We start from the raw sequence: 24,108 nt of genomic DNA on the forward strand, positions 1-24,108 counted from the left end.
CGCCCGCGCGAGCGTTCCGCCCGGTCGATGGCGGCCAGGCCGCGCGCGTCCACGGCGTGCCGGTTGCGGCTGCGGACCAGGCGGCCGAACGCCCTGGCCGGATGGGCGGGGGAGGGGAGCGCACCGGCCACCGCGTCCGCCAGCAGCGTGCCGACCGTCTCGGCGGCACAGGTGCGGTTGGCGCCGATGCCCCCGGACGGCCCCCGCTTGATCCAGCCGACCACATACGTACCGGACAGGCCCGCCACCCGGCCGCCCTCGTGCGGCACGGTCCCGCTCGCCTCGTCGAAGGGCAGCCCCGGCACGGCCAGCCCTCGGTAGCCGATGGCCCGCAGGAACAGCCCCGCCGGAATCCGGGCCGCGTCCCCGTCCGCCGAGACCCGCACCCCCGCCACGTCGTCCGTGCCGATGACCTCCAGCGGCGCCGAGTGGAAGCGGAACACGATGCGGCGGCCCTCCCCGGCCGGCCGCGACCAGTCCACCCGCTCGCGCCGCACGTCCCGCAGCAGCGCCGCCGGACCGCCCGGCGCGGCGCCCTCGATCGCCGGACCGATGCGCGGGTCGTGGTCGTCCACCACCAGCTCCACCCCCGGCAGGTGCTTGAGCGCCAGCAGTTCGGACGCGGTGCACGCGGCCTCCCCGGGGCCGCGCCGGCCGAGCAGGACCACCTCGCGGACGGCCGACCCGCGCAGCGCGGCGAGGGCGTGGTCCGCGATGTCGGTGCCCGCGAGTCCCGCCGGGTCCGTGACGAGGATGCGGGCCACGTCGAGCGCCACGTTGCCGTTCCCGGCGACGACCACCCGCTCGGCGCGCGACAGGTCCACGGCGTCCGCCGCCACCTCGGGATGCGCGTTGTACCAGGAGACGAACGAGGTCGCCGCGATGCTCGACGGCAGGTCCTCGCCGGGGATGCCCAGCCGGCGGTCGGCGGCCGCGCCCACCGCGTAGATCACCGCGTCGTGGTGCGCGGCCAGTTCCTCGGCGGTCACGTCCTTGCCCACCTCGACGCCGAGGTGCATCCGCACCCGGGGGTGGGAGTGGAAGCGGGAGAAGGTCTCGCCCACCCCCTTCGTGCCCGGGTGGTCGGGCGCCACGCCGTAGCGGACGAGGCCGCCCGCCACCGGCAGCCGGTCCACCAGGGTCACCTCGGCGTTGGTGTGCAGCAGCAGGTCCTCCGCCGCGTACATCCCGGCCGGCCCGGTGCCGACGACCGCCACCCGGATCGGCGCGAAGTCCGACGGTAGGCTGCGCGTGAACGAAGGGGCGCCCCAGGCATGGAAGTTGGGCCCGGTCGCGGGCTCCGGCTCCCGGTCCGCGTAGTAGGCCGCGTTGACGGCGGCGTACTCCGCTTGCGACCCGGTGAGGCGGTCCGCCGGGAGGATCGCGTCCACCGGGCAGGCGTCGGCGCAGGCCCCGCAGTCGATGCAGCTCCGCGGGTCCACGTACAGCATCTCGGTGCGCCCGAAGTCCGGTTCGTCCGGCGTCGGATGGATGCAGTTGACGGGGCACACGGCGACACACGTGGCGTCGCTGCAGCAGGTCTGGGTGATGGCGTAGGTCATGGTCGGCTCGGGCTCTCGCTCGGGTCAGATCAGGTGGGCGCGCTTGTAGAAGAACATGGCCGGCCGCGTCAGCAGACGGGCCGAGGCCAGGAACTCCATCAGCCCCGAACAACTGGACCGCATCAGGGACTTGTGGTGCTCGTTGGTCTTCGCCTCGGCCCGTGCCCGCGCCGCGTCCAGGCCCGCGTGGGTGTAGACGTCCCGGTTCACCATGCTGGTGACGATGTAGTACGAGGCGATCGCCACGACGAGCGCGTTGAGGTGGCGGCGCACCGGACCGGCGTCGCGCAGCCGCTTGCGGGTCTCGTCGCGGGCGAACTTCATGTGGCGCGACTCCTCCACCACATGGATGTTGTTGATGGTGCGGACGAATGGCGCGACCCGCTCGTCGCGCATCCAGTCGCGCTGCATCACGTCGAGGACTTCCTCGGCCACCAGGATCGCCGCGTAGGCGGCCTCCCCGAAGGCGAGCGTCTTGAACGCCCGGCCCAGTTCGACCACCGGGCGGCGCGGCCGGTACGCAGGCGCGCCGAGCTTCGCCGCGCCCCGGGCGAACATGATCGAGTGCCGGCACTCGTCGGCGACCTCGGTCAGCGCCCACTGGAAGCGCGGGTCGGTGGGGTCCTTGGCGTACATGTCGCGCAGCACCATCTGCTGGAGGATCATCTCGAACCAGATGCCGGTGCTGGCGACGGATGCCGCCTCCTGCCGGGTCAGCGCCTTGCGCTGGGCCTCCGTCAACTCGCCCCAGTACGGGGTGCCGTAGAGGGTGCTCCACTCGGGGCTGGCCCCGTGGTGGTCCTCGTCGAGCGGGGTGTCCCAGTCCACTTCGACGGCCGGGTCGTACGAGAGCTTCGCGGACGAATCGAGCAGGCGCCGGGCGACGTCCTGCTCGGCGGCCCGGTCCTGGTCCTCCGGCCGAACGGTGCTGCTTGCCATGCTGCGGCTCCTTGACTGAATGGATCGGCCCCGGCGTCGTCCGGCCCCCATCCGCTTCCCGATGGGATCGCCCGCCGACGAGCGCCGCCCTCTCTTGTTAGACGTGGCGTCTAGCAAGCTGTTAGACGGAAGGTATAGCAAGAGGCGCGCGCGAACTACCCCCCGGGGCGAAATTCCCACGCACTCTCCACGGGGCGGGCGGGCACGTGGCCCCGGTGTGCACACCGGACCCGACTCGACATCGCCGAGGGCGGCGGCGCGTACCGCGCGATGGCCCGGCCCGCCCGCGGGGGTGTGCCGGAGCCTCCGGCGCCGTCCGCTTCCCGGTCGCCGCGAGGCCTTCGTCCAGCCGGTTGTCCGGGCGGGCGGGGGCCTCGCGGTCGTTACGGGAGGGTTGCGCCCGGTCACACCCCCTTTTGTCGTGCCCAATTCAAGAGAGCGCGTTCTTTCGCTGTTCACATCCTTGTCCTCGTGGGCATGACAGTTCTATTCTCAGCCACCAGAAAGCGCTTTCCCCCGGCTTCAGGTCTTGTTACGGCAGGCGTCACCCCGCGGTCATCCGCGCGGGCTGCTGCCCCCACCTCCAGTACCCGTGCACCGACGACGAATGGGAACGAACATGAGGCGACCAGTCGCGCTGCGACTCTCCGCGGCGCTGTCCACGATGGCCTTGGCGGCCGCGACCGGGGCGATCCTGACGATGCCCGAGGCGTCGGCGGCCGTCACGGGCGGGGCAACCGGCTACGCGACCCAGAACGGCGGCACCACCGGCGGCGCGGGCGGCAAGACCGTACGGGCCACCACCGGCACCGAGATCCACCAGGCCCTGTGCTCCCGCGCCAGCAGCAGCACCCCGATCGTCATCGAGGTCGAGGGCACCATCAACCACGCCAACACCGCCAAGGTGTCCGGCGACAGCTGCAACACGGCGGCCGGGCTCATCGAGCTGAAGCAGATCAGCAACGTCACCCTCGTCGGAGTCGGCAGCGGGGCCGTCTTCGACCAACTGGGCATCCACATCCGCCAGTCCAGCAACATCATCATCCAGAACGTGACGGTCAGGAACGTCAAGAAGTCCGGCTCGCCCACCTCCAACGGCGGCGACGCCATCGGCATGGAGAGCGACGTCCGCAACGTCTGGGTCGACCACGCCACCCTGGAGGCGTCCGGCGGCGAGGACGACGGGTTCGACGGCCTCTTCGACATGAAGGACAACACCCAGTACGTCACGCTGTCCTACAGCATCCTGCGCAACTCCGGCCGGGGCGGCCTCATCGGCTCCAGCGAGACCCAGCTCGACAACGGCTACGTCACGTTCCACCACAACCGGTACGAGAACGTCGACTCCCGCACCCCGCTGCTGCGCGGCGGCACCGCCCACATCTACAACAACTACTACGTCAAGCTGAACAAGTCCGGCATCAACTCCCGGGCCGGCGCCCACGCCAAGGTGGACAACAACTACTTCAAGGACTCCAAGGACGTCCTGGGCACCTTCTACACCGACACCACCGGGTACTGGCAGGTCAGCGGCAACACCTTCGACAACGTCACCTGGTCCCAGCCCGGCGCCGAGAACCACCCGGCCGGCCCGAACCCGCAGTCCAACACCTCGATCAGCATCCCCTACGCGTACACCCTCGACGACGCCTCCTGCGTGCCGGCCATCGTGGCGGCCACGGCGGGCGCCGGCAAGGGCCTCAAGGTCTCGGACGGCGACTGCTCCACGACGACCCCCACGCCCGGCCCGACCGACCCCACCCCGAGCCCGACCGATCCCACCCCGAGCCCGACCGACCCGACCACGCCCACCGGCACCAACCTCAGCCTCGGCGCGGGCTCGGACGGCTCCAGCAAGGCGAGCGGAACCAGCTACGGCAACGTGCGCGACGGTGACATGAGCACCTACTGGTCGCCCGCCGGCTCGACCGGCTCCGTCTCCATCAAGTGGGGCACCGCCACCACCGTCTCGTCCGTCACCATCCGCGAGGCCGCCGGCGCCCAGGGCGTCATCGGTTCCTGGCGGCTGCTGGACGCGGACAGCGGCGCGGTCCTGAAGTCCGGCAGCGGCGCGGGCACCATCGGCTTCCCGGCCACCTCGCTGCGCAAGATCACCTTCGAGATCACCTCGGCCAACGGCACGCCCAAGGTCGCGGAGTTCGAGACGTACGCCGGATAGCGGCGACCCGCCCGAGCGGGCGGCCCGGTCCGGGAGCATCGGCCCCGGACCGGGCCGCTTCATGTGCGGCGGCCGCGAGCGGGCTGTGGACGGGCGAATCCGGCGGTCATCGGGGAACGTGGATCACATGACTCCTTCACAGACCCCCGACCCCGAACCGCGCCCCGGCGACCCCGCCGCCCCGCCCGAACGCCTGGTGCCGCCCGGCGAGACCCCGCCCGCCGAGGGCAGCCTGTCGGGCGCGGGGCCGCAGGACACCACGTACAACCCGCCGAAGGGCTGGGCGAAGGGCCCCCTGGTGTTGATCGCCGCCGTGGTGCTGCTCGTCGCCGCGTTCTTCCTGGTGTATGCGATCATCCTGCTGGTCTGACGCGGGGGAGCGGCGACCCGGACGGCCGAACGCCCGGAGCGGGTGGCCCGCACGGACGGCTGGCCCCGCCCTGCCCGGCGGACAAACCTCGCATAACTTGATGGAAAGGAGCATACGTACACGTTTCGAAGGAGTCGGAGCACGTGACGGACGTATCGAGCAGGGGTGCCGCCCCCGGTGACGAGCGCGAGACGCTCACCAACCGGCAGGGCCATCCGGTCTACGACAACCAGAACCAGCGCACCATCGGCGCACGCGGCCCGGCCACGCTGGAGAACTACCAGTTCCTCGAGAAGATCAGCCACTTCGACCGCGAGCGCATCCCGGAGCGCGTGGTGCACGCCCGCGGCGTGACCGCGTACGGCTACTTCGAGGCGTTCGGTGCCTTCGGCGACGAGCCGATCTCGCGCTTCACCCGCGCCAAGCTGTTCCAGGAGCGGGGCAAGCGCACGGACGTGGCGGTCCGCTTCTCGACCGTCATCGGCGGCCGGGACTCCTCCGAGGCGGCCCGCGACCCGCGCGGCTTCGCGGTGAAGTTCTACACCGAGGACGGCAACTGGGACCTGGTCGGCAACAACCTGGGGATCTTCTTCATCCGGGACGCCATCAAGTTCCCCGACGTCATCCACGCGCTCAAGCCGGACCCCGTCACGTTCGAGCAGCAGCCGCGGCGCATCTTCGACTTCATGTCGCAGACCCCCGAGTCCATGCACATGCTGGTCAACCTGTTCAGCCCGCGCGGCATCCCGGCGGACTACCGCCACATGCAGGGCTTCGGCGTCAACACGTACAAGTGGGTCAACGAGGCGGGCGAGTCCTTCCTCGTGAAGTACCACTGGGTGCCCAAGGCGGGCGTACGCAGCATGACCGAGGAGGACGCCGCCAACGTGCAGGCGGACAGCCTCGGCCACGCCACCAAGGACCTGTACGAGTCGGTGGCGCGCGGCGACTACCCCGAGTGGGAACTGCGCGTCCAGCTGATGGACGACCACGACCACCCCGAGCTGGACTTCGACCCGCTGGACGACACCAAGACCTGGCCCGAGCAGGACTTCCCGCCGCAGCCGGTCGGGCGCATGGTGCTGGACCGGATGCCGGAGAACTACTTCGCGGAGAACGAGCAGATCTCCTTCGGCACCGGCGTGCTGGTGGACGGGCTGGACTTCTCCGACGACAAGATGCTGGTCGGGCGCACCTTCTCGTACAGCGACACCCAGCGCTACCGGGTCGGGCCCAACTACCTGCAACTCCCCGTCAACCAGGCCAAGAACGCCACCGTCCGCACCAACCAGCGCGACGGGCAGATGACGTACCACGTGGACGGCGGCGGGGAGAACCCGATCGTCAACTACGAACCGTCGATCACCGGGGGCCTGCGCGAGGCGCAGTACCCGACGCACGACGAGGTCGGCCCCGAGGTGCGCGGCCGGCTCACCCGCAAGCGCATCCCGCGCGCCAACGACTACCTCCAGGCCGGGCAGCGCTATCTCCTGATGGAGCAGTGGGAGCGCGACGACCTCGTGCACAACCTGGTCACCCTGCTCGCGCAGTGCGACCGCCCGGTCCAGGAGCGCATGGTCTGGCACTTCCTGCTGGTCGAGAACGAACTGGGCCTCGCCATCGGCAAGGGCCTGGACATCGCCGCCGGGGACGTCGCCCACCTGGAGCCCCTGCCCGGCCAGGACCTGACCGACGAGGACCGGGCCCGCCTCGCCCGCCTGGGCGACAACCCGCCCCGCGACGTCGAGGGTCTGACGATGACCCACTGCGTCCCGGACGAACGCCACGTCGTCACCCGCTGAGGCGCCCCACCGGCCCTCCCGCGACCCGTCGCGGGAGGGCCGCGGCGTGGTCGCCCGCCGTCAGGACGCGGTGCGGCCCGTGACGATCACGGACGCGCCCCCGGCGGCGAGGGTGGGCGCGAGGGCGCGGCCGAGGCCACCGCCCGCGCCGATGACGAGGGCGGTCCCGCCGGTGAATCCGTTCCTTGCGGTGACGCCCTGATATCTGACCGATCGGTTCATTATGCGGTCGTGCGGAGGGGTGGGAGCGGCCGTGGAGTGCGCGCCGCTCCGGGAGCCGGGGCCGGTCCGGGGAAGGGCGGGGGGTCAGTCCAGCAGGGTCAGCGCCTGTTCGGCCGCGTCCCGTACCCGCGCGGCGTCGTCCGACGCCTTGCCGACGACGTGTACGCCCTGGAGGAGTACGAGCAGCATCCGGGCCAGCGCCCGGGGGTCGCGGTCCTCGGGCAGCTCGCCCTGGGCCCGCGCCCGCACGAGCGCGGAGTGCAGCAGGGTCTCGGTGTGTTCCCAGCTCGTCTCGACCCGGCGGGCCGCCGCCGGGTCGTGGGGCGACAGTTCGGCGGCGGTGTTGGTGACGAAGCAGCCGTTCAGCCGGCTCCCGGGGGCGACGGCCTCCGCGGCGAAGCGGCGTACCACCGCGCGCACCGCGGGCAGGGCGGGGCCGGGCTGGGACAACTCGGCGACCAGGGCCGGCTCGCGCATCTCGGCGTACCGGTCCAGGGCCCTGAGGTACAGCTCGTGCTTGCTGCCGAACGTGGCGTAGATGCTGGCGCGGCCGATGCCGAGGTGCTCGACCAGGTCGGACAGCGACGTCGCCTCGTAGCCGCGCCGCCAGAACAGTTCCAGGGCCGCCTGCAGTGCGGCGTCCGGGTCGAACTCCTTGGTCCTGGCCATGCCGCAGACCCTAGGTGTATCTGGAACGAGCGGTCAATCAACGGGGTGCGCCGCCTGCGCCCCGCGGTCGCCGCCGCCGGTCGGCCCGCCCCGCGTTCGCCGCGCATGTTATCGCTCACTTAATCTCCTCTCGTTCATTCCTCCGCATGCCAGCGTCCTGCAAAGGTGCTGCGAGGCTCTTGCTCATTCGGTTGTGAGCGCTAACAATCATTGCCGGGTGTACGCCTCTCCCTTCCGCCCTGACGAGAAAGACCGCACCGTGACCACTCACGCCCTTCCCGTCTCCTTCGACCCTCACCATCCCGAGGCATGCACGGTCGGCGTCGACTTCGGCACCCTCTCCGGGCGCGCCGTCGTCGTCAGGGTCCGCGACGGCGCCGAACTCGGCTCGGCCGTCCACGCCTACCGGCACGCCGTCATCGAGGACCGCCTGCCGCTCACCGACGCACCGCTGCCCCCCGACTGGGCGCTCCAGCACCCCGAGGACTGGCGCGACGTGCTGCGCACCGCCGTCCCCGCGGCGCTCGCCGACGCGGGCGTGGACGCCGCGCACGTCATCGGCATCGGGACCGACTTCACCGCCTGCACCGTGCTGCCGGCCACGGCCGACGGCGTGCCGCTCGCCCTGCTGCCCGAGTGGGCCGACCGGCCGCACGCCTGGCCCAAGCTGTGGAAGCACCATGCCGCCCAGGACCAGGCCGACCGCATCAACGCCCTCGCCCACGAGCGGGGCGAACCCTGGATCGGCCGCTACGGCGGCCGGATCTCCTCCGAGTGGCAGTTCGCGAAGGCCCTCCAGGTGCTGGAGGAGGACCCCGCCGTCTACGCCGCCTGCGCCCGCTGGATCGAGGCGGCCGACTGGATCGTCTGGCAGCTCACCGGTGCCGAGTCCCGCAACACCTGCACCGCCGGCTACAAGGGCATCCACCAGGACGGCCGCTACCCGTCCCCCGACTTCCTCGCCGGGCTGCACCCCGACTTCGCGGACTTCCCCGCCACCCGCCTGGAACACCCGCTGTCCGCGCTCGGCTCCCGCGCCGGCGGACTGAGCGCCGTCGCGGCCGAGTGGACCGGCCTGCCCGAGGGCATCGCCGTCGCCACCGGCAACGTGGACGCCCATGTGGCCGCCCCCGCGGCCGGCGCGGTGGAGAACGGCCGGCTGCTCGCCATCATGGGCACCTCCACCTGCCACGTCCTCAACGGCGCCACCCTCGCGGACGTCCCCGGCATCTGCGGCGTCGTCGACGGCGGCATCGTGGCGGGCGCCTACGGCTACGAGGCCGGCCAGAGCGCCGTGGGCGACATCTTCGCCTGGTGGCTCCGCCAGGGCGTACCCGAGGACTACCGCACCGAGGCCGCCGCCACGGGTGAGGACCTGCACCAGCTCCTCACCCGCAAGGCCGCGGGCCGGCCCGTCGGCGCCCACGGCCTGGTCGCCCTCGACTGGATGAACGGCAACCGCTCCACCCTGGTCGACCACCACCTCTCCGGCGTCCTGGTCGGCCTCACTCTCGACACCCGGCCCGAGGACGTCTACCTCGCCCTGCTCGAGGCGACCGCCTACGGCACCCGCGTCATCGTCGAGGCGTTCGAGGCGGGCGGCATCCCCGTCGAGGAGTTCATCGTCACCGGAGGACTCCGCAAGAACGCGCTGCTCATGCAGATCTGCGCCGACGTCCTGCGCCGCCCGGTCTCCCTCGGCACCTCCGAACAGGGGCCCGCGCTCGGCTCGGCCATCCACGCCGCCGTGGCCGCCGGCGCCCACCCCGACGTCCGGTCCGCCGCCTCGGTCATGGGCAGCGTCCAGCGGCACGCGTACACCCCCGACCCCGCGCGGGCCGACACCTACGACGCGCTGTTCGCCGAATACCGCGCCCTGCACGACCACTTCGGCACCGGCCCGGACCTGCTCCTGCACCGCCTGCGGAGGCTGCGCAACACCGCGCGCGCCACCCCCACCGCCTGACCGCGCGCCCCGGGCACCCGCCCGGCCACCGGTCCCACCTCTCCACCACCGCACCCCTGAGGAGCACACCCGACATGACGCTCGCCCCGCCCGACCACGAGATCTGGTTCCTCACCGGCAGCCAGGGCCTCTACGGAGAGGAGACCCTGGCCCAGGTCGCCGACCAGTCCCGCACCATCCGGGACACCCTCGCCGACCAGCCCGGCATGACCGTCCGCCTGGTCTGGAAGCCGGTGCTCACCGACGCGGCGGCCATCCGCAGGATCTGCCTGGAGGCCAACGCCGACGACCGGTGCGTCGGCCTCATCGCGTGGATGCACACCTTCTCCCCGGCCAAGATGTGGATCGCCGGCCTGGACGCGCTGACCAAACCCCTGCTGCACCTGCACACCCAGGCCAACCGCCGACTGCCCTGGTCCACCATCGACATGGACTTCATGAACCTGAACCAGGCCGCCCACGGCGACCGCGAGTTCGGCTTCGTGCAGACCCGCCTCGGCGTCCCCCGCAAGACCGTCGCCGGCCACGTCACCACCCCGGAGGTCGCCGACCGCATCGCCGGATGGGCCCGCGCCGCCCTCGGCCGGTCCGAACTCTCCCAGCTCAAGCTCGCCCGCTTCGGCGACAACATGCGCGACGTCGCCGTCACCGAGGGCGACAAGGTCGAGGCCCAACTGCGCTTCGGCGTCTCCGTCAACACCTACGGCGTCAACGACCTGGTCGCCGCGGTCGACGCGGCCGGCGAGGACACCGTCACCGCCCTGGTCGAGGAGTACCAGGACCTCTACACCCTCGCCCCCGAACTGCGCGCCGGCGGCGACCGCCACGCCTCCCTGCGCTACGCGGCCCGCATCGAGGCCGGACTGCGCGCCTTCCTCATCGAGGGCGGCTTCCACGCCTTCACCACCAACTTCGAGGACCTCGGCGGACTGCGCCAGCTCCCCGGCCTCGCCGTGCAGCGGCTGATGGCCGACGGCTACGGCTTCGGCGGCGAGGGCGACTGGAAGACCTCCGTCCTGCTGCGCACCCTCAAGGCCATGGCGTACGGGCGGCCCGGCGGCACCTCCTTCATGGAGGACTACACCTACGACCTCACCCCCGGCGAGGAACTCATCCTCGGCGCCCACATGCTGGAGGTCTGCCCCTCCATCGCGGCGGCGACCCCGTCCTGCGAGATCCACCCGCTCGGCATCGGCGGCCGGGAGGACCCGGTCCGGCTCGTCTTCGACGCCGCCCCCGGCCCGGCCGTCGTCATGGGCCTCGCCGACATGGGCGACCGGTTCCGCCTCGTGGCCAACCACATCGACGTCGTCACCCCGCCGGAACCGCTGCCCAAGCTCCCGGTGGCCCGCGCCGTTTGGCGGCCCAGCCCCGATCTGCGCACCTCCACCGAGGCCTGGCTCACGGCCGGAGCGCCGCACCACACCGTGCTGACCACCGCGCTCGGCGGCGAGGAACTCGACGACCTCGCCCAGATGCTGCGCACCGAACTCGTCGTGATCGACGAGGACACCACCATGCGCCACTTCGCCCGGGAACTGCGCTGGAACCAGGCGTACCACCGACTGGCCCAGAGCCTGTGACCGCATCCACCCCCACCAGGACGGAGCCCTCCGTGGGCAGGACCGCTTCGCACGAACTGCGCCGAGAAGTACTGGAAGCCAACCTCCGCATCCCCCGAGCCGGGCTCGCCACCCTGACCTGGGGCAACGTGAGCGGCGTCGACCGGGACGCCGGCGTCTTCGTCATCAAACCGTCGGGCGTGCCCTACGAGGCACTGGGCATCGACGACCTCGTCGTCGTCTCCCTCGACGACGGCAGCGTCGTGGAGGGCCGGCTGCGCCCGTCCACCGACACCGAGACCCACCGCAGCCTGTATCTGGCGTTCCCGTCGATCGGGGGAGTGACCCACACCCACTCCACGCACGCCGTCGCCTTCGCCCAGGCCCGCCGCGCCATACCGGTCCTCGGCACCACCCACGCCGACACCTTCAACGGCCCCGTACCGGTCACCGCGCCCCTCACACCCGAGCAGTGCGCCAAGGACTACGAGTACAACACCGGGCAGGTCGTCGTGGACCTCCTGGAGCGCGACGACACCCGCGCGCGGGAGGTCCCCGGCGCCCTGGTCGCCCACCACGGGCCCTTCACCTGGGGCGCCGACGCCACCGCGTCCCTGGAGCACGCGATCATCTGCGAGGCGGTGGCCGAGATGGCCCTGCACACCATGGCCCTGGGCGCGGTGGAGCCGCCCCAGCACGTGCTGGACCGCCACTTCACCCGCAAGCACGGCCCGGACGCCTACTACGGCAACCCCGGGGCCGTGTAGGCCCGTTCACAAGGAGCGTACGGACGCCGTCCCGGCTCAGGCCCGCCGGGGCGGCCGCACGCTCTCCCGCCGCACGAGTTCCGGCGTGATGACGGGCTGGGCGTCCGCGCCGGCGGTCTCCGCCCCGTTCACCAGGCCGAGCAGCAGGTCGAGCGTCGTGGTGGCGACCGCCCCGAAGTCCTGGCGGACCGTCGTCAGCGGCGGGGAGTAGTACGCCGCCTCCGGCACGTCGTCGAAGCCGACGATGCTGACCTCGTCCGGGACGGAGCGTCCCCGTTCGGTCATCGCCCGCAGGGCGCCGAGGGCCTGGTGGTCGTTGGCCGCGAACACCGCGGTGACCTCCGGCATCCGGGCCAGCATCTGGCCGGCGAGATACCCGGAGGCGGCGGTCCAGTCGCCCGTGCTGACCGGGGGGACCTCCGCGCCCGCCTCGTCCAGGGCCCGGCGCCAGCCCCGGATGCGGCCCGCCGCGTCGAACCAGTCGGGCGGGCCGGAGATGTGCCACACGGTCTCGTGTCCGGCCTCCAGCAGGTGCCTGGTGGCCTGGTACGCGCCGTGCTCCTGGTCGACCGAGACCATGGGCGCGCTGCGGTCCGGGTCGCCGTCGACGGTGACCAGCGGGACCTCGGCGGGCGCACCGGCCAGCGCGGCGTCCGCCGACGCCGTGGGCGCGATGACCACGATCCCCGCGACGCGCTCGTCGCGGTGGCGCTCGACGGCGGCGGTGATCGAGGACCGGCCCAGCTCCGGCACCCGGTGCACACTCACGGCGAACCCCTGCCGGGCGGCGGCGATCTCGAACGCGGCCAGCAGCGAGGAGGGACCGTACAGCGTGGAGTTCTGGGCGATGACGCCGATGAGCTGGGAGCGTCCGGTCACCAGGGCGCGTGCCGCGCGATTGGGGCGGTAGCCCAGCTCCTTGACGGCCGCGAGGACCCTCAGCCGGGTCTGCTCGCGCACGTTGGGGTGGCTGTTGAGCACGCGGGACACCGTCTGGTGGGACACACCCGCGAGCCGGGCGACATCGGTCATCGCCGGCTCTCGTACCACTGGACTCGCCACCGCGGCGTCCTCCACACTCATCTCCTTCTGACGGTGACCGCCGCGGCCCGGCCGTGTGCCGTGAACCGCGGGCGATCCGCATGCCCGTTCAATCTACGCCCCGGCGGCCGTACGGCCCGCGCGATGCGGGACCTCGCCGCCGGTGGTTCGCCCACCGGCGGCGCCCCGCCTCTAGTGAGCGCTAACACTCGCCTCTTGCGCAACCCCTCCCACGATGCCAAGTTGTGGCTTCCCAGGGGGTTGACTGGGCAAATGTTAGCGCTCACTCTTAACGCCCGTGGCCCCGATCACATGAGATCGGTGGCAGGGACGCATGGCACACGATGGAGGACGACGCTGTGTTCAAGAGGATTGCCGTAGCAGGGTGCGCCCTGGCGCTGGCCACGCTGACCGCCTGCGGAAGCGGCGGCGACGGCGGAGGTACCAAGAAGTCCGGCGGCGACAAGCTGGTCATGGGCTTCGCACAGGTGGGCGCGGAGAGCGGCTGGCGCACCGCCAACACCAAGTCCGTACGGGAGGCGGCCGAGAAGGCCGGCATCGAGCTGAAGTTCTCCGACGCGCAGCAGAAGCAGGAGAACCAGATCAAGGCCATCCGCTCCTACATCCAGCAGAAGGTGGACGTCATCGCCTTCAGCCCGGTGGTGGAGACCGGCTGGGACGCGGTTCTGATGGAGGCCAAGCGCGCCAAGATCCCGGTCATCCTCACCGACCGGGCCGTCGACTCCAAGGACACCTCCCTCTACAAGTCGTTCCTCGGCTCCGACTTCGTCGAGGAGGGCCGCAAGGCCGGCAAGTGGCTCACCGAGAACGCCAAGGGCCCCGTCAACGTCGCGGAGATCCAGGGCACGACGGGCGCCGCCCCCGCCATCGACCGGCAGAAGGGCTTCAAGGAGGTCATCGGCGGCAAGTCCGACATCAAGATCGTGGCCTCCCAGAGCGGCGACTTCACCCGGGCCGGCGGCAAGCAGGTCATGGAGGCGCTGCTGAAGTCCCACCCGGACATCAACGTGGTCTACGCCCACAACGACGACATGGGCCTGGGCGCCATCGAGGCGATCAAGGCGGCGGGCAAGAAGCCCGGCACCGACATCCGGATCATCACGGTGGACGCGGTCAAGGCGGGCATGCAGGCGCTGGCGGACGGCGAGATCAACTACATCGTCGAGTGCAACCCCCTCCTCGGCGACCAGCTGATGGACCTGGCCAAGAAGGTCGTCAACGGCGAGGACGTCCCCGCGCGCGTCGTCACCGAGGAGACCGCCTTCACCTCCGAGCAGGCGGCGAAGGTCCTCAAGGACCGGAAGTACTGACGCGAGCCGCAGCCCCACCACCGGGCCGACCGGGCCCGGCGGGCGGGGCTGCTCCCCCCTGACGAAAGCACGGGTCATGACCGATTCCCCCGCGGCCGGCACCAGTCCGGTCGTCGACATGCGCGGCATCACCGTCGAGTTCTCCGGCATCAAGGCGCTCTCCGGCGTCGACTTCCGCCTCTTCCCCGGCGAAGTCCACGCCCTCCTCGGTGAGAACGGAGCCGGCAAGTCCACCCTGATCAAAGCCCTCACCGGTGTGCACCGGCCGACGGCCGGCACGGTCCGGCTGAAGGGGCAGCCGGTCGAGTTCACCACCCCCGGCCAGGCGCAGGCCGCCGGCATCAGCACCGTCTACCAGGAGGTCAACCTCTGCCCCAACCTGTCGGTCGCCGAGAACATCCTGCTCGGCCACGAACCGCGCAGGTTCGGCGCCATCGACGGACGGGCCATGCGGGTCCGGGCCGCCGAACTGCTCGCCCGCATCGGCCTCACCATCGACCCGGCCTCCGTCCTGAGCAGCCACTCCATCGCCGTCCAGCAACTGGTGGCCATCGCACGGGCCCTGGTCGTGGACGCGCGGGTGCTGGTCCTGGACGAACCGACCTCCAGCCTCGACAACGACGAGGTCGAGGAACTGTTCCGGATCGTCCGGGTGCTGCGCGACGAAGGGGTGGCGATCCTCTTCGTCTCCCACTTCCTCGACCAGGTCTACGCGCTCGCCGACCGGATGACCGTGCTGCGCAACGGCACCCTGGTGGGGGAGTACCTGCCCAAGGACCTCGACCGCATGGCGCTCGTCTCCGCGATGCTCGGCCGCGAACTGGGCGTCCTGACCGAGGTCGAACGGCGCTCCGAACAGCGGGCCCCGGGCAGCGAGCCCGTCCTGACCGCACGCGGCCTCGGCCGCTCCGGCGCCATCGAACCGTTCGACCTGGACATCCACGAGGGCGAGGTCGTGGGCCTCGCCGGACTGCTCGGGTGCGGGCGCACCGAACTGGCCCGGCTGCTGTGCGGCGCCGACCGCCCCGACCGCGGCACCCTCACCGTCGCCGGTGAGACCGTACGGTTCCGGGGCCCCCGCGCCCTCATCGCCAAGGGCGTCGCGTTCTGCTCGGAGGACCGCAAGGCCGAGGGCGTCGTCGCGGACCTCAGCGTGCGCGACAACCTCGTCCTCGCCACCCAGGCGGCACGGGGCTGGGCGCGCCCGGTGCCCCGCCGCACCGCCGAGGCCATGGTGGCCGAATACATCGAGCGGCTGGACATCCGGCCGGCCGACCCCGACGCCGTGATGGGCAACCTGTCGGGCGGCAACCAGCAGAAGGTGCTGCTGGCCCGCTGGCTCGTCACCAAACCCCGCCTCCTCATCCTCGACGAGCCCACCCGGGGCATCGACGTCGGTGCCAAGGCGCAGATCCAGAAGGTGGTCGCCGAACTGGCGGCCGAAGGCATGGCGGTGCTCTTCATCTCCGCCGAACTGGAGGAGGTGGTCCGGGTGTCCGACAGGGTCGTGGTGCTGCGCGACCGGCACAAGGTCGCCGAGCTGTCCGGGGACGACGTCTCGGTGGACGCCGTGATGTCGGCCATCGCGGCGGACGCCCACACCGACGCGGCGGTGGCCTCATGATGCGCGGACGCCTGCTCTGGCCGCTGATCGCACTGGCCGGCCTCATCCTGCTCAACGTCGTCTACACCCCGTCCTTCGTGGAACTCCGCATCCAGGACGGGCACCTGTACGGCAGCCTGGTGGACATCCTCCGCAACGGCGCGCCGACCATGCTCATCGCGGTGGGCATGACCCTGGTGATCGCCACCCGCGGCATCGACCTGTCGGTCGGCGCCGTCGCCGCGATCGCGGGCGCCATCGGCTGCACCTGGATCGCCGACGGCGGGGACGTCGTCACCGCCGTGCTCCTGGCCCTCGGCGTCTGCGTCCTGCTCGGGCTGTGGAACGGCTTCCTGGTCTCCGTGGTGGGCATCCAGCCGATCATCGCGACGCTCGTCCTGATGACGGCCGGCCGCGGTGCGGCGATGCTCCTGACGGAGGGGCAGATCGTCACCATCAGCAACCCGGCGTACCGGAAGATCGGCGCGGGCTTCCTCGTCCTGCCGATCGCGATCCTGATCAGCCTCGCCGTCCTCGGCGGCGTCGCCCTGCTGACCCGGCGCACCGCGCTCGGCATGCTGATCGAAGCGGTGGGCGCCAACCCCGAGGCCAGCAAGCTCGCCGGGGTGAGGTCCCGCACCATCACCTGGACGGTGTACGTGTTCGCCGCCCTCTGCGCCGGCGTGGCCGGGCTGATGATCAGCTCCAACGTCAGCGCGGCCGACGCCAACAACGCGGGCCTGTGGATCGAGATGGACGCCATCCTGGCCGTGGTGATCGGCGGCACCTCGCTCGCCGGCGGGCGCTACTCCCTCGCCGGCACCCTCGTCGGCGCGCTGGTGATCCAGACGCTGACCACGACCGTCTACACCATCGGCGTCCCGACCAACGTCACCCTGCTGTTCAAGGCCGTCGTCGTCATCCTCGTCTGCCTGCTCCAGTCCCCGCGCATGGCCCGCGTCGTCGCCGGCCGGCGCAAGTCCCCCGTGTCCGCACCCCGATCCGAGAAGGTGGCCGCCGGATGAGCGCGTCGACCCTCGCCGCCGCGGGGCGGCGTCTTCCCCAGCGATTCCTGCCCGTCGTCGCCACCGTGGTGGTCTTCCTGGTGACGTTCGGCATCGGTTCGGTGCGCTACCAGGACTTCGCCTCCGGCCAGGTCGTGGCGAACCTGTTCATCGACAACGCCTTCCTCATCGTCCTCGCGGTGGGCATGACCTTCGTCATCCTCACCGGCGGCATCGACCTGTCCGTGGGCGCCGTCGCCGCGCTGTCCACGATGATCGCCGCCGCCACCCTGCGGGCGGGCTGGCCGCCGCTGCTCGCCGTGCTCGCCGTCCTCGCCGTCGGCACGGTCCTCGGGCTGCTGATGGGCCTGGTGATCCACTACTTCGACGTGCAGCCGTTCATCGTCACCCTGGCGGGGATGTTCCTGGCGCGCGGTCTGTGCTTCCTGATCAGCGTCGAGTCGGTGTCCATCGACAACACCGCCTTCCGCGACTTCGCCACCGGCACGTTCGTCCTGCCCGGCGACGTCACGGTGACCTACAGCGTGGTGGTGGCCCTCCTGGTGGTCGCCGCCGGGGCGTACGTCCTCCACCTCACCCGCTTCGGCCGGACCGTCTACGCGGTGGGCGGCAGCGAGTCGTCGGCCCGCCTGATGGGGCTGCCCACCACGGCCGCGAAGGTGGGTGTGTACGCGGTGAGCGGTCTCTGCTCGGCCCTGGGCGGTCTGCTGTTCGCGCTGTACATGCTCTCCGGCTACGGGCTGCACGCGGTGGGCATGGAGCTGGACGTCATCGCCGCGGTGGTGATCGGGGGGACGCTGCTCTCCGGCGGGGTGGGCTATGTGGCCGGGTCGACCGCGGGCGTGCTCGTCCTCGGCACCGTCCAGGCCCTGATCTCCTTCGAGGGCACGCTGAGCTCCTGGTGGACCAAGATCGTCATTGGTGCCCTGCTGCTCGCCTTCATCGTGCTCCAGCGTCTGATCGTGCGGCAGCGTCGGTGAACGCCCCGGCACGTGGTCCGGCCGGCACCGTACGCGACGGTGCCGGCCGGACCCGCTGGGGTCAGCGGTTCAGCGTGAGCAGGCCCGGCCGGTAGGGCAGGAGGCCGTAGTCGCCGCCGGAGGAGGGGCTGCGGCCCTGGTAGAGGAGCTGGAGGTGGCAGGGGTCGACGGTCATGGTCTGGTCGGCGCTGGTCCGGATCAGCTCACCGTGGCTGATGTCGTTGGTCCAGGTGGCACCGCTGTTGGCCTTGCCGGCGAAGGGGTTGCTCTCGGTCGCGGCCTGGGGCGTCCACTGGCCGTTCAGGCTGGTGGCCGTGAACGAGCGGAAGTAGCGGCCCTGCGAGCCGATCGCCTCGACGATCATCAGGTACTTGTTCTGGCCCTGGAGCTTGTACACCTGCGGGGCCTCGAACAGGTTGTTGGTCGTGTCGCTCATGATGACGGTCGAGGTGGAGCCGAAGCTGCCGGGGAAGTTCCCGAGCGGCATGCTCGCCCGGTAGATCTTGCCGTTGTCACCGGCGAAGAACAGGTACATGTTGCTGCCGTCACCGATGAGGGTCTGGTCGATGGGCCCGGTGCCGGAGCCGCTGATGGACCCGGAGAACAGCACCTGCGGGGCCGACCAGCCGTTGGCGTTCGTGGGGTCGCTGGACGTGCGGTAGGAGAAGGCGGTGCCGCCCCACTGGTAGGTGAGCACCCAGATGTTCTTCGGTGCGAAGTAGAAGAGCGTGGGCGCCACGGTCGCGGACGACATCGCGTTCTGCCCGGCCGACGCCATCTGCGGCCAGTCGTCGAAGAGGCTGAAGTTCATCGACCCCCAGCTGGAGCCCAGGTCGTGGGTGGTGGCGTAGACGAGCTGCTTGCCGTTGTACGGGACGACCGTGAAGTCCTTGAGCGAGGCCCATCCGCTCCTGGGCTGTGCCAGGGCGCCGGTCGAGCTCCAGCGGTAGGTGGACGGCAGGTCGCACGCGCCGGGCGTTTCGCTGCCGACCTTGACCAGCTTCCACTGCTGGTTGGAGCCGTTCCAGTCGTCGTACTGGACGACCTCGGCGTTGTCGGCGGTGGAACCGCCCTGGACCTCCAGCGCCTTGCCGCTGTGGCGGGAGATGAGCCGGACGTAGCCGTCCGAGCTGTCGGCCAGCTTCCACTGCTGGTTGGTGCCGTTCAGATCGCTCCACTGGACGATCGAACCGCCGTTGGCGGTGGACCAGTTGTAGACGTCGAGCACCTTGCCGGAGAGGCGGGACTTGACGCGGTAGTAGCCGTTGCCGGAGTCGACGAACTGCCACTGCTGCTGGCTCTGGTCGTTCCGGGTCCACTGGGTGATGCGGGCGCCGTCGCCGGTCGCCAGGTTGTAGACGTCCAGGGCCTTGCCGCTGTTCCGGTTGACCAGGACGTACGAGGCGTTGGTGTCGACCGACGCGGCGTGCGCGGGCTGGGCGCCGAGGAAGCCGGCGACGAGCAGCAGCGGCGCCAGCAGCGCGAGCAGGCGCCCTGGACCGAGGCGGAGCGAATGGTGGGAACGCATGCGGAGACCTCCTGGGGAGGGATGGGTGGAGTGAGCCGAGCAGCCGGTGAGCGAGTGCGCGAAAAAGGGCAGAGTTCTGCTTCGAAAGATTTCGAGACGGCGTCAGCTCGTGTCGCCACAAGGTAGAAATGTTAGCGCTCACAGTCAAGATGTGGCGCGGAGATCCGTTGAGCTTCGTTGCTGATTGCCGGACCAGAGAGCCGGGTTGAGCTGCCGAAATATTTCGAGAATTCTGCGGAAATAATTTCTGTCCGAGGTATTGACGATGAACCGTCAAAACCTCAATCATCCGTGTCTGAGGGACCGGGCACCCCCGCTCACAGCTCCGCGCAGAGACCGGTCCGCCCGCTCACGACCCCCTGGGCGGACGGCGCACCTCGCTGCGAGGCAGTCCTTCTGTGATGTCTACCCTGGAGGCACCGTCATGGGCTCGTACGCCCTTCCGAGATCCGCACTCCGCCGGCCGCTGCGCGCGCTGCTGCCGGCCCTGCTCGTCGGCGCCATGGCCGCGACCGGCGCACTCACCGCCCCGTCGGCCCAGGCCGCCGAGTCCCCGCTCGGCGCCGCCGCCGCGCAGAGCGGCCGCTACTTCGGCACCGCCATCGCCTCGGGCCGGCTCGGCGACTCCGCGTACACCTCGATCGCGTCCCGTGAGTTCAACATGGTGACGGCCGAGAACGAGATGAAGATCGACGCGACCGAGCCGCAGCGCGGCCAGTTCAACTTCAGCGCCGCCGACCGCGTCTACAACTGGGCCGTGCAGAACGGCAAGAAGGTGCGCGGCCACACCCTGGCCTGGCACTCCCAGCAGCCCGGCTGGATGCAGAGCCTCAGCGGCAGCGCGCTGCGCCAGGCGATGAACGACCACATCAACGGCGTGATGGCCCACTACAAGGGCAAGATCGCCCAGTGGGACGTCGTCAACGAGGCGTTTGCGGACGGCAGTTCCGGTGCCCGGCGCGACTCCAACCTCCAGCGCACCGGCAACGACTGGATCGAGGTCGCGTTCCGCACCGCGCGCGCCGCCGACCCGTCCGCCAAGCTCTGCTACAACGACTACAACGTCGAGAACTGGACCTGGGCCAAGACCCAGGCCATGTACAACATGGTCAAGGACTTCAAGCAGCGCGGTGTGCCCATCGACTGCGTCGGCTTCCAGTCCCACTTCAACAGCGGCAGCCCCTACAACAGCAACTTCCGCACCACGCTCCAGAACTTCGCCGCCCTCGGCGTGGACGTGGCCATCACCGAGCTGGACATCCAGGGCGCCTCGCCCACCACGTACTCCAACGTGGTGAAGGACTGCCTGGCCGTCTCCCGCTGCCTCGGCATCACCGTCTGGGGCGTCCGGGACACCGACTCCTGGCGCTCCGGCGACACCCCGCTGCTGTTCGACGGCAACGGCAACAAGAAGTCCGCCTACCCGGCCGTCCTGGACGCGCTGAACGGCGGCTCGACCACGCCCCCCGACGGCGGCGGCAACGAGGGCGCCGGAGCGATCAAGGGCGTGGCCTCCGGCCGCTGCCTGGACGTCCCCAGCGCCGGCACCGCCGACGGCACCGAGGTCCAGCTGTGGGACTGCAACAACGCCACCAACCAGCAGTGGACGTACACCTCGGCGGGTGAGCTGAGGGTGTACGGCAACAAGTGCCTCGACGCCGCCGGCACCTCCAACGGCGCCAAGGTCCAGATCTACAGCTGCTGGGGCGGCGACAACCAGAAGTGGCGCCTCAACTCGGACGGCTCCATCTCCGGCGTCCAGTCCGGCCTCTGCCTCGACGCGGTCGGAGCCGGCACCTCCAACGGCACCCGCATCCAGCTCTACTCCTGCTGGAACGGCACCAACCAGCACTGGACCGTGTCCTCCTGACCGGACCACCGCACCACCCCGCAGGGCCGCCGCCGTCAGCGCGGCGGCCCTCGCGGCACACCCGTCCCGAGACAGGCGGACCTCCGTGCACCTGTACCAGAACCCGGTCATCAGCGGGTTCCACCCCGACCCGAGCGTGTGCCGGGCCGGTGACGACTACTACCTCGTGTGCTCCAGCTTCGAGTACTTCCCCGGGCTGCCGCTCTACCACAGCCGCGACCTCGTCCACTGGGAGCACATCGGCAACGTGCTCGACCGGCCGGACCAGCTGCCGCTGCCCCTCCCCGGCGCCAAGGCGTCCGGGGGCTGCTACGCCCCCACGATCCGTCACCACGACGGCCGCTTCTGGGTCGTCAACACCAACATCGACGGCGGCGGCAACTTCGTCGTGACGGCCGAACGGCCCGAAGGACCGTGGAGCGATCCCGTCTGGCTCGACCTGACCGGCATCGACCCGGACCTCGCCTGGGAGGAGGACGGCACCTGCTGGTGCGCCTTCTCCGGACCCGCCGGGGGCATCAACCTGGCCAGGATCGACCCGGAGCGGGGCCGGGTGCTGGAAGGCCCCTTCGCCACCTGGTCGGGCAGCGGCCTCAAGTTCCCCGAGGCGCCCCACCTCTACCGCATCGGCGACTGGTGGTACCTGCTGATCGCGGAGGGCGGCACCGAACGCGGCCACAGCGTCTCCGTCGCCCGCAGCCGCTCACCGCGCGGCCCCTGGGAGGGCGCCCCCGCCAACCCGCTGCTCTCCCACAGCGGCACCGCCCGCGCCATCCAGAACACCGGCCACGCCGACCTGGTCCGGGCCCCCGACGGCAGCTGGTGGATGGTGCTCCTCGGCGTCCGCCCCCGCGGCTTCACCCCCGACGTGCACGTCCTGGGCCGCGAGACGTTCCTGACCCCCGTGGAGTGGGACGAGGACGGCTGGCCCGTCGTCGCGCCCGTCCCCGAGACCCACCCGGCCCCCGCCAGGGCCTGGCACCCCGTACCCGCCCCGGCCGCCCGGGACGACTTCGACACCCCCGCCCTCGCGCCGCACTGGATCTCGCCGTTCGCCCGGCCCGCGCACTCCTGGTCGCTCACCGAACGGCCCGGCAGCCTCCTCCTCCACGCGACCGGCCCCACCCTGGACACCCCCGGGTACACCTTCGTCGGCAGGCGGCAGCAGCACCACGACTGCCGCGCCGGCACCCTGCTCGACGCGGGCACGGGAACCGGGGGCCTGTGCGTACGCCTGGACGAGGCCCACCACTACGAACTGGAGGCGGGGGACGGGGAGGTCCGCGTCCGCGCCCGGATCGGACCCCTGCACCGCACCCTGGCCCGCCGGCCCGTCCCCGCCGGACCCGTGCGCCTCACGGTGACCGTCAGGACCACCCGGCTCGTCCCCGCCTCACCCCACCTCACCGACGGCGGCACCACGGGCCCCGACACCCTCGCGTTCTGGCTCGGCGACCCCGACGCGCCGGACGCCCGGCCGCTCGCCGAACTGGACGGGCGCTACCTGTCCACCGAGGTCGCCTGCGGCTTCACCGGCCGGGTGATCGGGATGTACGCCACCCGCGGATCGGTCGCCTTCGACTGGTTCGAGTACGTCCCGGCCCCCCACGGAGAGGACCACCGCTTGGGCTAACCTTTTCCCATGCCGCCTCGACCAGCCGGATCGCGCCCCACACTCTCCCTGGTGGCCAGGACCGCCGGCACGAGCGTCCCCACCGTGTCCAAGGTGCTGCGAGGCGGGACGGACGTCTCCGCGGAGACCCGCGCGAAGGTCATGGAGGCCGTACGGGCCGTGGGCTACACCCGCCGCGCCGGCGCCAAGAGCGAGAGCGTACGGGACGAGAGCGGGCTGTCCCCGGTCATCGACCTCGTCGTCACCCACTTCGAGGGATCGTGGGCCAACCTGCTCATCGCCGGCGCCGGACGCGAGGCCGCCGCCGCCGGCGTCGACGTGGTCCTGACGCTGGCGGAGCCGCACAGCGACTGGGTCTCGCGGGTGCTGAGGAGACGCAGCACCGGCGTCGTCGGCGCCCTGGTCGATCCCGCGTCGCCGGAGTTCGGCGCCCTCTTCGCCGCAGGCGTCCCGCTGGTCCTGATCGACCCGATGAGCACACCCCCCTCCGGGGTGGCGAGCGTCGGCGTGGCGAACTGGGAAGGCGGCCGCATGGCCGCCGAGCACCTGCTGTCCCTGGGGCACGCGCGCATGGGAGTCGTCGCCGGCCACGCCCGCCACCTCTTCAGCCGGGCACGCGTCGACGGCTTCCGCGCCGCCGCCGACACCACGGACGTCGGCGACACCACCGTCTCGGTCGCCCACGGCGGCTGGAACCGCGCCAAGGCGGCCGCCGCCACCCACACCCTGCTCGACGGCGACCCGGACATCACCGGGATCTTCGCCTGCGCCGACTCCATGGCCCTCGGCGTGTACGACGCCCTGGCGGCCCGGGGCCTGCGCATTCCGCAGGACATCAGCGTCATCGGCTTCGACGACCTGCCGGAGGCGCAGTACATCACCCCCGGTCTGACGACCGTCCGGCAGCCCAGCACCGAACTCGGGGCCGCCGCCGTCAAACTGCTCCTCGAACTCTCCGGCGGCGAGAACGCCGGCGCCCGGTCGCCCGCCCGCATGGAGCTGGCCACGGAACTGGTCCTGCGCGCCTCCACCGGACCCGTCCCCGCGTCGCCGCGCTGA

19 protein-coding genes are annotated in these 24,108 nt (G+C 71.3%); 13 read left to right on the top strand and 6 right to left on the bottom strand.

Going from position 1 to position 24,108, the window contains the following annotated elements:
• Both MHW47_RS01250 and MHW47_RS01255 read right to left on the bottom strand, forming a co-directional pair.
• Nucleotides 1-1,562: FAD-dependent oxidoreductase (locus MHW47_RS01250; RefSeq protein WP_239220693.1), on the bottom strand; the 1,562-nt coding region annotated here is incomplete at its 3' end.
• Nucleotides 1,563-1,586: 24 nt separating this feature from the next.
• Complete coding sequence (locus tag MHW47_RS01255; RefSeq protein ID WP_239220694.1) at nt 1,587-2,501, bottom strand: diiron oxygenase; 915 nt, start codon at nt 2,499-2,501, stop codon at nt 1,587-1,589.
• Nucleotides 2,502-3,120: 619 nt separating this feature from the next.
• Between MHW47_RS01255 and MHW47_RS01260 the strand changes: the two genes are divergently transcribed.
• From MHW47_RS01260 to MHW47_RS01270, 3 genes are all read left to right on the top strand, one after another.
• Nucleotides 3,121-4,680, top strand: a complete 1,560-nt coding sequence (locus MHW47_RS01260) for a polysaccharide lyase family 1 protein (RefSeq protein ID WP_239220695.1) — start codon at nt 3,121-3,123, stop codon at nt 4,678-4,680.
• A 127-nt stretch (nt 4,681-4,807) separates the two neighbouring features.
• Entirely contained in the window at nt 4,808-5,050 is a 243-nt protein-coding gene (locus tag MHW47_RS01265) for a DUF6480 family protein (RefSeq protein ID WP_239220696.1), read from the top strand.
• 143 nt (nt 5,051-5,193) lie between these two features.
• Nucleotides 5,194-6,852 (top strand): catalase, encoded by a 1,659-nt coding sequence (locus MHW47_RS01270; RefSeq protein ID WP_239220697.1) that lies wholly within the window; start codon nt 5,194-5,196, stop codon nt 6,850-6,852.
• Between the two features lie 60 nt (nt 6,853-6,912).
• Here the strand turns inward: MHW47_RS01270 and MHW47_RS01275 are convergent, their stop codons facing one another.
• Nucleotides 6,913-7,074, bottom strand: a complete 162-nt coding sequence (locus tag MHW47_RS01275; protein WP_239220766.1) for a hypothetical protein — start codon at nt 7,072-7,074, stop codon at nt 6,913-6,915.
• Nucleotides 7,075-7,158: 84 nt separating this feature from the next.
• Nucleotides 7,159-7,743, bottom strand: coding sequence for a TetR/AcrR family transcriptional regulator (locus MHW47_RS01280; protein ID WP_239220698.1), 585 nt, complete (start codon nt 7,741-7,743; stop codon nt 7,159-7,161).
• A 259-nt stretch (nt 7,744-8,002) separates the two neighbouring features.
• Between MHW47_RS01280 and araB the strand changes: the two genes are divergently transcribed.
• The 3 genes from araB to araD all read left to right on the top strand — a co-directional run bounded on the left by araB (nt 8,003) and on the right by araD (nt 12,038).
• Complete coding sequence (gene araB, locus MHW47_RS01285; RefSeq protein ID WP_239220699.1) at nt 8,003-9,709, top strand: ribulokinase; 1,707 nt, start codon at nt 8,003-8,005, stop codon at nt 9,707-9,709.
• Nucleotides 9,710-9,783: 74 nt separating this feature from the next.
• On the top strand, nt 9,784-11,292 hold the full coding sequence (araA, locus tag MHW47_RS01290; protein WP_239220700.1) for an L-arabinose isomerase: 1,509 nt from the start codon (nt 9,784-9,786) through the stop codon (nt 11,290-11,292).
• Nucleotides 11,293-11,324: 32 nt separating this feature from the next.
• The gene (gene araD / locus MHW47_RS01295) at nt 11,325-12,038 is read left to right on the top strand and encodes an L-ribulose-5-phosphate 4-epimerase AraD (RefSeq protein ID WP_239220701.1); all 714 of its coding nucleotides are present in this window, start codon (nt 11,325-11,327) and stop codon (nt 12,036-12,038) included.
• Between the two features lie 36 nt (nt 12,039-12,074).
• Here the strand turns inward: araD and MHW47_RS01300 are convergent, their stop codons facing one another.
• The gene (locus MHW47_RS01300) at nt 12,075-13,070 is read right to left on the bottom strand and encodes a LacI family DNA-binding transcriptional regulator (protein WP_239220702.1); all 996 of its coding nucleotides are present in this window, start codon (nt 13,068-13,070) and stop codon (nt 12,075-12,077) included.
• A gap of 353 nt (nt 13,071-13,423) precedes the next feature.
• On the opposite strand from MHW47_RS01300, the gene MHW47_RS01305 reads away from it, so the two are divergent.
• The 4 genes from MHW47_RS01305 to yjfF all read left to right on the top strand — a co-directional run bounded on the left by MHW47_RS01305 (nt 13,424) and on the right by yjfF (nt 18,018).
• A complete protein-coding gene (locus MHW47_RS01305; RefSeq protein ID WP_239220703.1) occupies nt 13,424-14,410 on the top strand; it encodes an ABC transporter substrate-binding protein in 987 nt (328 codons plus the stop codon).
• 76 nt (nt 14,411-14,486) lie between these two features.
• Nucleotides 14,487-16,034: a sugar ABC transporter ATP-binding protein gene (locus tag MHW47_RS01310; protein WP_239220704.1), complete on the top strand. Its 1,548-nt coding sequence runs from the start codon at nt 14,487-14,489 to the stop codon at nt 16,032-16,034.
• Entirely contained in the window at nt 16,031-17,038 is a 1,008-nt protein-coding gene (locus MHW47_RS01315) for an ABC transporter permease (RefSeq protein ID WP_239220705.1), read from the top strand. The genes MHW47_RS01310 and MHW47_RS01315 overlap by 4 nt, the downstream gene beginning before the upstream one ends.
• Nucleotides 17,035-18,018 carry a galactofuranose ABC transporter, permease protein YjfF gene (gene yjfF, locus MHW47_RS01320; protein ID WP_239220706.1) on the top strand — a complete coding sequence of 328 codons (984 nt, stop codon included), beginning with the start codon at nt 17,035-17,037 and terminating at the stop codon, nt 18,016-18,018. Before MHW47_RS01315 ends, yjfF begins: the two co-directional genes overlap by 4 nt.
• 61 nt (nt 18,019-18,079) lie before the next feature.
• Here yjfF and MHW47_RS01325 read toward each other — a convergent pair whose 3' ends face one another.
• On the bottom strand, nt 18,080-19,546 hold the full coding sequence (locus MHW47_RS01325) for a non-reducing end alpha-L-arabinofuranosidase family hydrolase (protein ID WP_239220707.1): 1,467 nt from the start codon (nt 19,544-19,546) through the stop codon (nt 18,080-18,082).
• A gap of 424 nt (nt 19,547-19,970) precedes the next feature.
• On the opposite strand from MHW47_RS01325, the gene MHW47_RS01330 reads away from it, so the two are divergent.
• The 3 genes from MHW47_RS01330 to MHW47_RS01340 all read left to right on the top strand — a co-directional run bounded on the left by MHW47_RS01330 (nt 19,971) and on the right by MHW47_RS01340 (nt 24,108).
• Nucleotides 19,971-21,416, top strand: coding sequence for an endo-1,4-beta-xylanase (locus tag MHW47_RS01330; protein ID WP_239220708.1), 1,446 nt, complete (start codon nt 19,971-19,973; stop codon nt 21,414-21,416).
• Between the two features lie 85 nt (nt 21,417-21,501).
• The gene (locus MHW47_RS01335; protein WP_239220709.1) at nt 21,502-23,049 is read left to right on the top strand and encodes a glycoside hydrolase family 43 protein; all 1,548 of its coding nucleotides are present in this window, start codon (nt 21,502-21,504) and stop codon (nt 23,047-23,049) included.
• Nucleotides 23,050-23,058: 9 nt separating this feature from the next.
• Nucleotides 23,059-24,108 (top strand): LacI family DNA-binding transcriptional regulator, encoded by a 1,050-nt coding sequence (locus MHW47_RS01340; protein WP_239220710.1) that lies wholly within the window; start codon nt 23,059-23,061, stop codon nt 24,106-24,108.

The organism is Streptomyces sp. OfavH-34-F, from assembly GCF_022347745.1.
Taxonomy (GTDB): domain Bacteria; phylum Actinomycetota; class Actinomycetes; order Streptomycetales; family Streptomycetaceae; genus Streptomyces.

What these genes read in the sequence shown, in the direction of transcription:
- MHW47_RS01255 (WP_239220694.1), bottom strand. Translation starts at nt 2,501, where the DNA reads ATGGCAAGCAGCACCGTTCGGCCGGAGGACCAGGACCGGGCCGCCGAG.
- MHW47_RS01260 (WP_239220695.1), top strand. Translation starts at nt 3,121, where the DNA reads ATGAGGCGACCAGTCGCGCTGCGACTCTCCGCGGCGCTGTCCACGATG.
- MHW47_RS01265 (WP_239220696.1), top strand. Translation starts at nt 4,808, where the DNA reads ATGACTCCTTCACAGACCCCCGACCCCGAACCGCGCCCCGGCGACCCC.
- MHW47_RS01275 (WP_239220766.1), bottom strand. Translation starts at nt 7,074, where the DNA reads ATGAACCGATCGGTCAGATATCAGGGCGTCACCGCAAGGAACGGATTC.
- MHW47_RS01280 (WP_239220698.1), bottom strand. Translation starts at nt 7,743, where the DNA reads ATGGCCAGGACCAAGGAGTTCGACCCGGACGCCGCACTGCAGGCGGCC.
- araA (WP_239220700.1), top strand. Translation starts at nt 9,784, where the DNA reads ATGACGCTCGCCCCGCCCGACCACGAGATCTGGTTCCTCACCGGCAGC.
- MHW47_RS01300 (WP_239220702.1), bottom strand. Translation starts at nt 13,070, where the DNA reads ATGACCGATGTCGCCCGGCTCGCGGGTGTGTCCCACCAGACGGTGTCC.
- MHW47_RS01305 (WP_239220703.1), top strand. Translation starts at nt 13,424, where the DNA reads ATGGAGGACGACGCTGTGTTCAAGAGGATTGCCGTAGCAGGGTGCGCC.
- MHW47_RS01310 (WP_239220704.1), top strand. Translation starts at nt 14,487, where the DNA reads ATGACCGATTCCCCCGCGGCCGGCACCAGTCCGGTCGTCGACATGCGC.
- MHW47_RS01315 (WP_239220705.1), top strand. Translation starts at nt 16,031, where the DNA reads ATGATGCGCGGACGCCTGCTCTGGCCGCTGATCGCACTGGCCGGCCTC.
- yjfF (WP_239220706.1), top strand. Translation starts at nt 17,035, where the DNA reads ATGAGCGCGTCGACCCTCGCCGCCGCGGGGCGGCGTCTTCCCCAGCGA.
- MHW47_RS01325 (WP_239220707.1), bottom strand. Translation starts at nt 19,546, where the DNA reads ATGCGTTCCCACCATTCGCTCCGCCTCGGTCCAGGGCGCCTGCTCGCG.
- MHW47_RS01330 (WP_239220708.1), top strand. Translation starts at nt 19,971, where the DNA reads ATGGGCTCGTACGCCCTTCCGAGATCCGCACTCCGCCGGCCGCTGCGC.
- MHW47_RS01340 (WP_239220710.1), top strand. Translation starts at nt 23,059, where the DNA reads ATGCCGCCTCGACCAGCCGGATCGCGCCCCACACTCTCCCTGGTGGCC.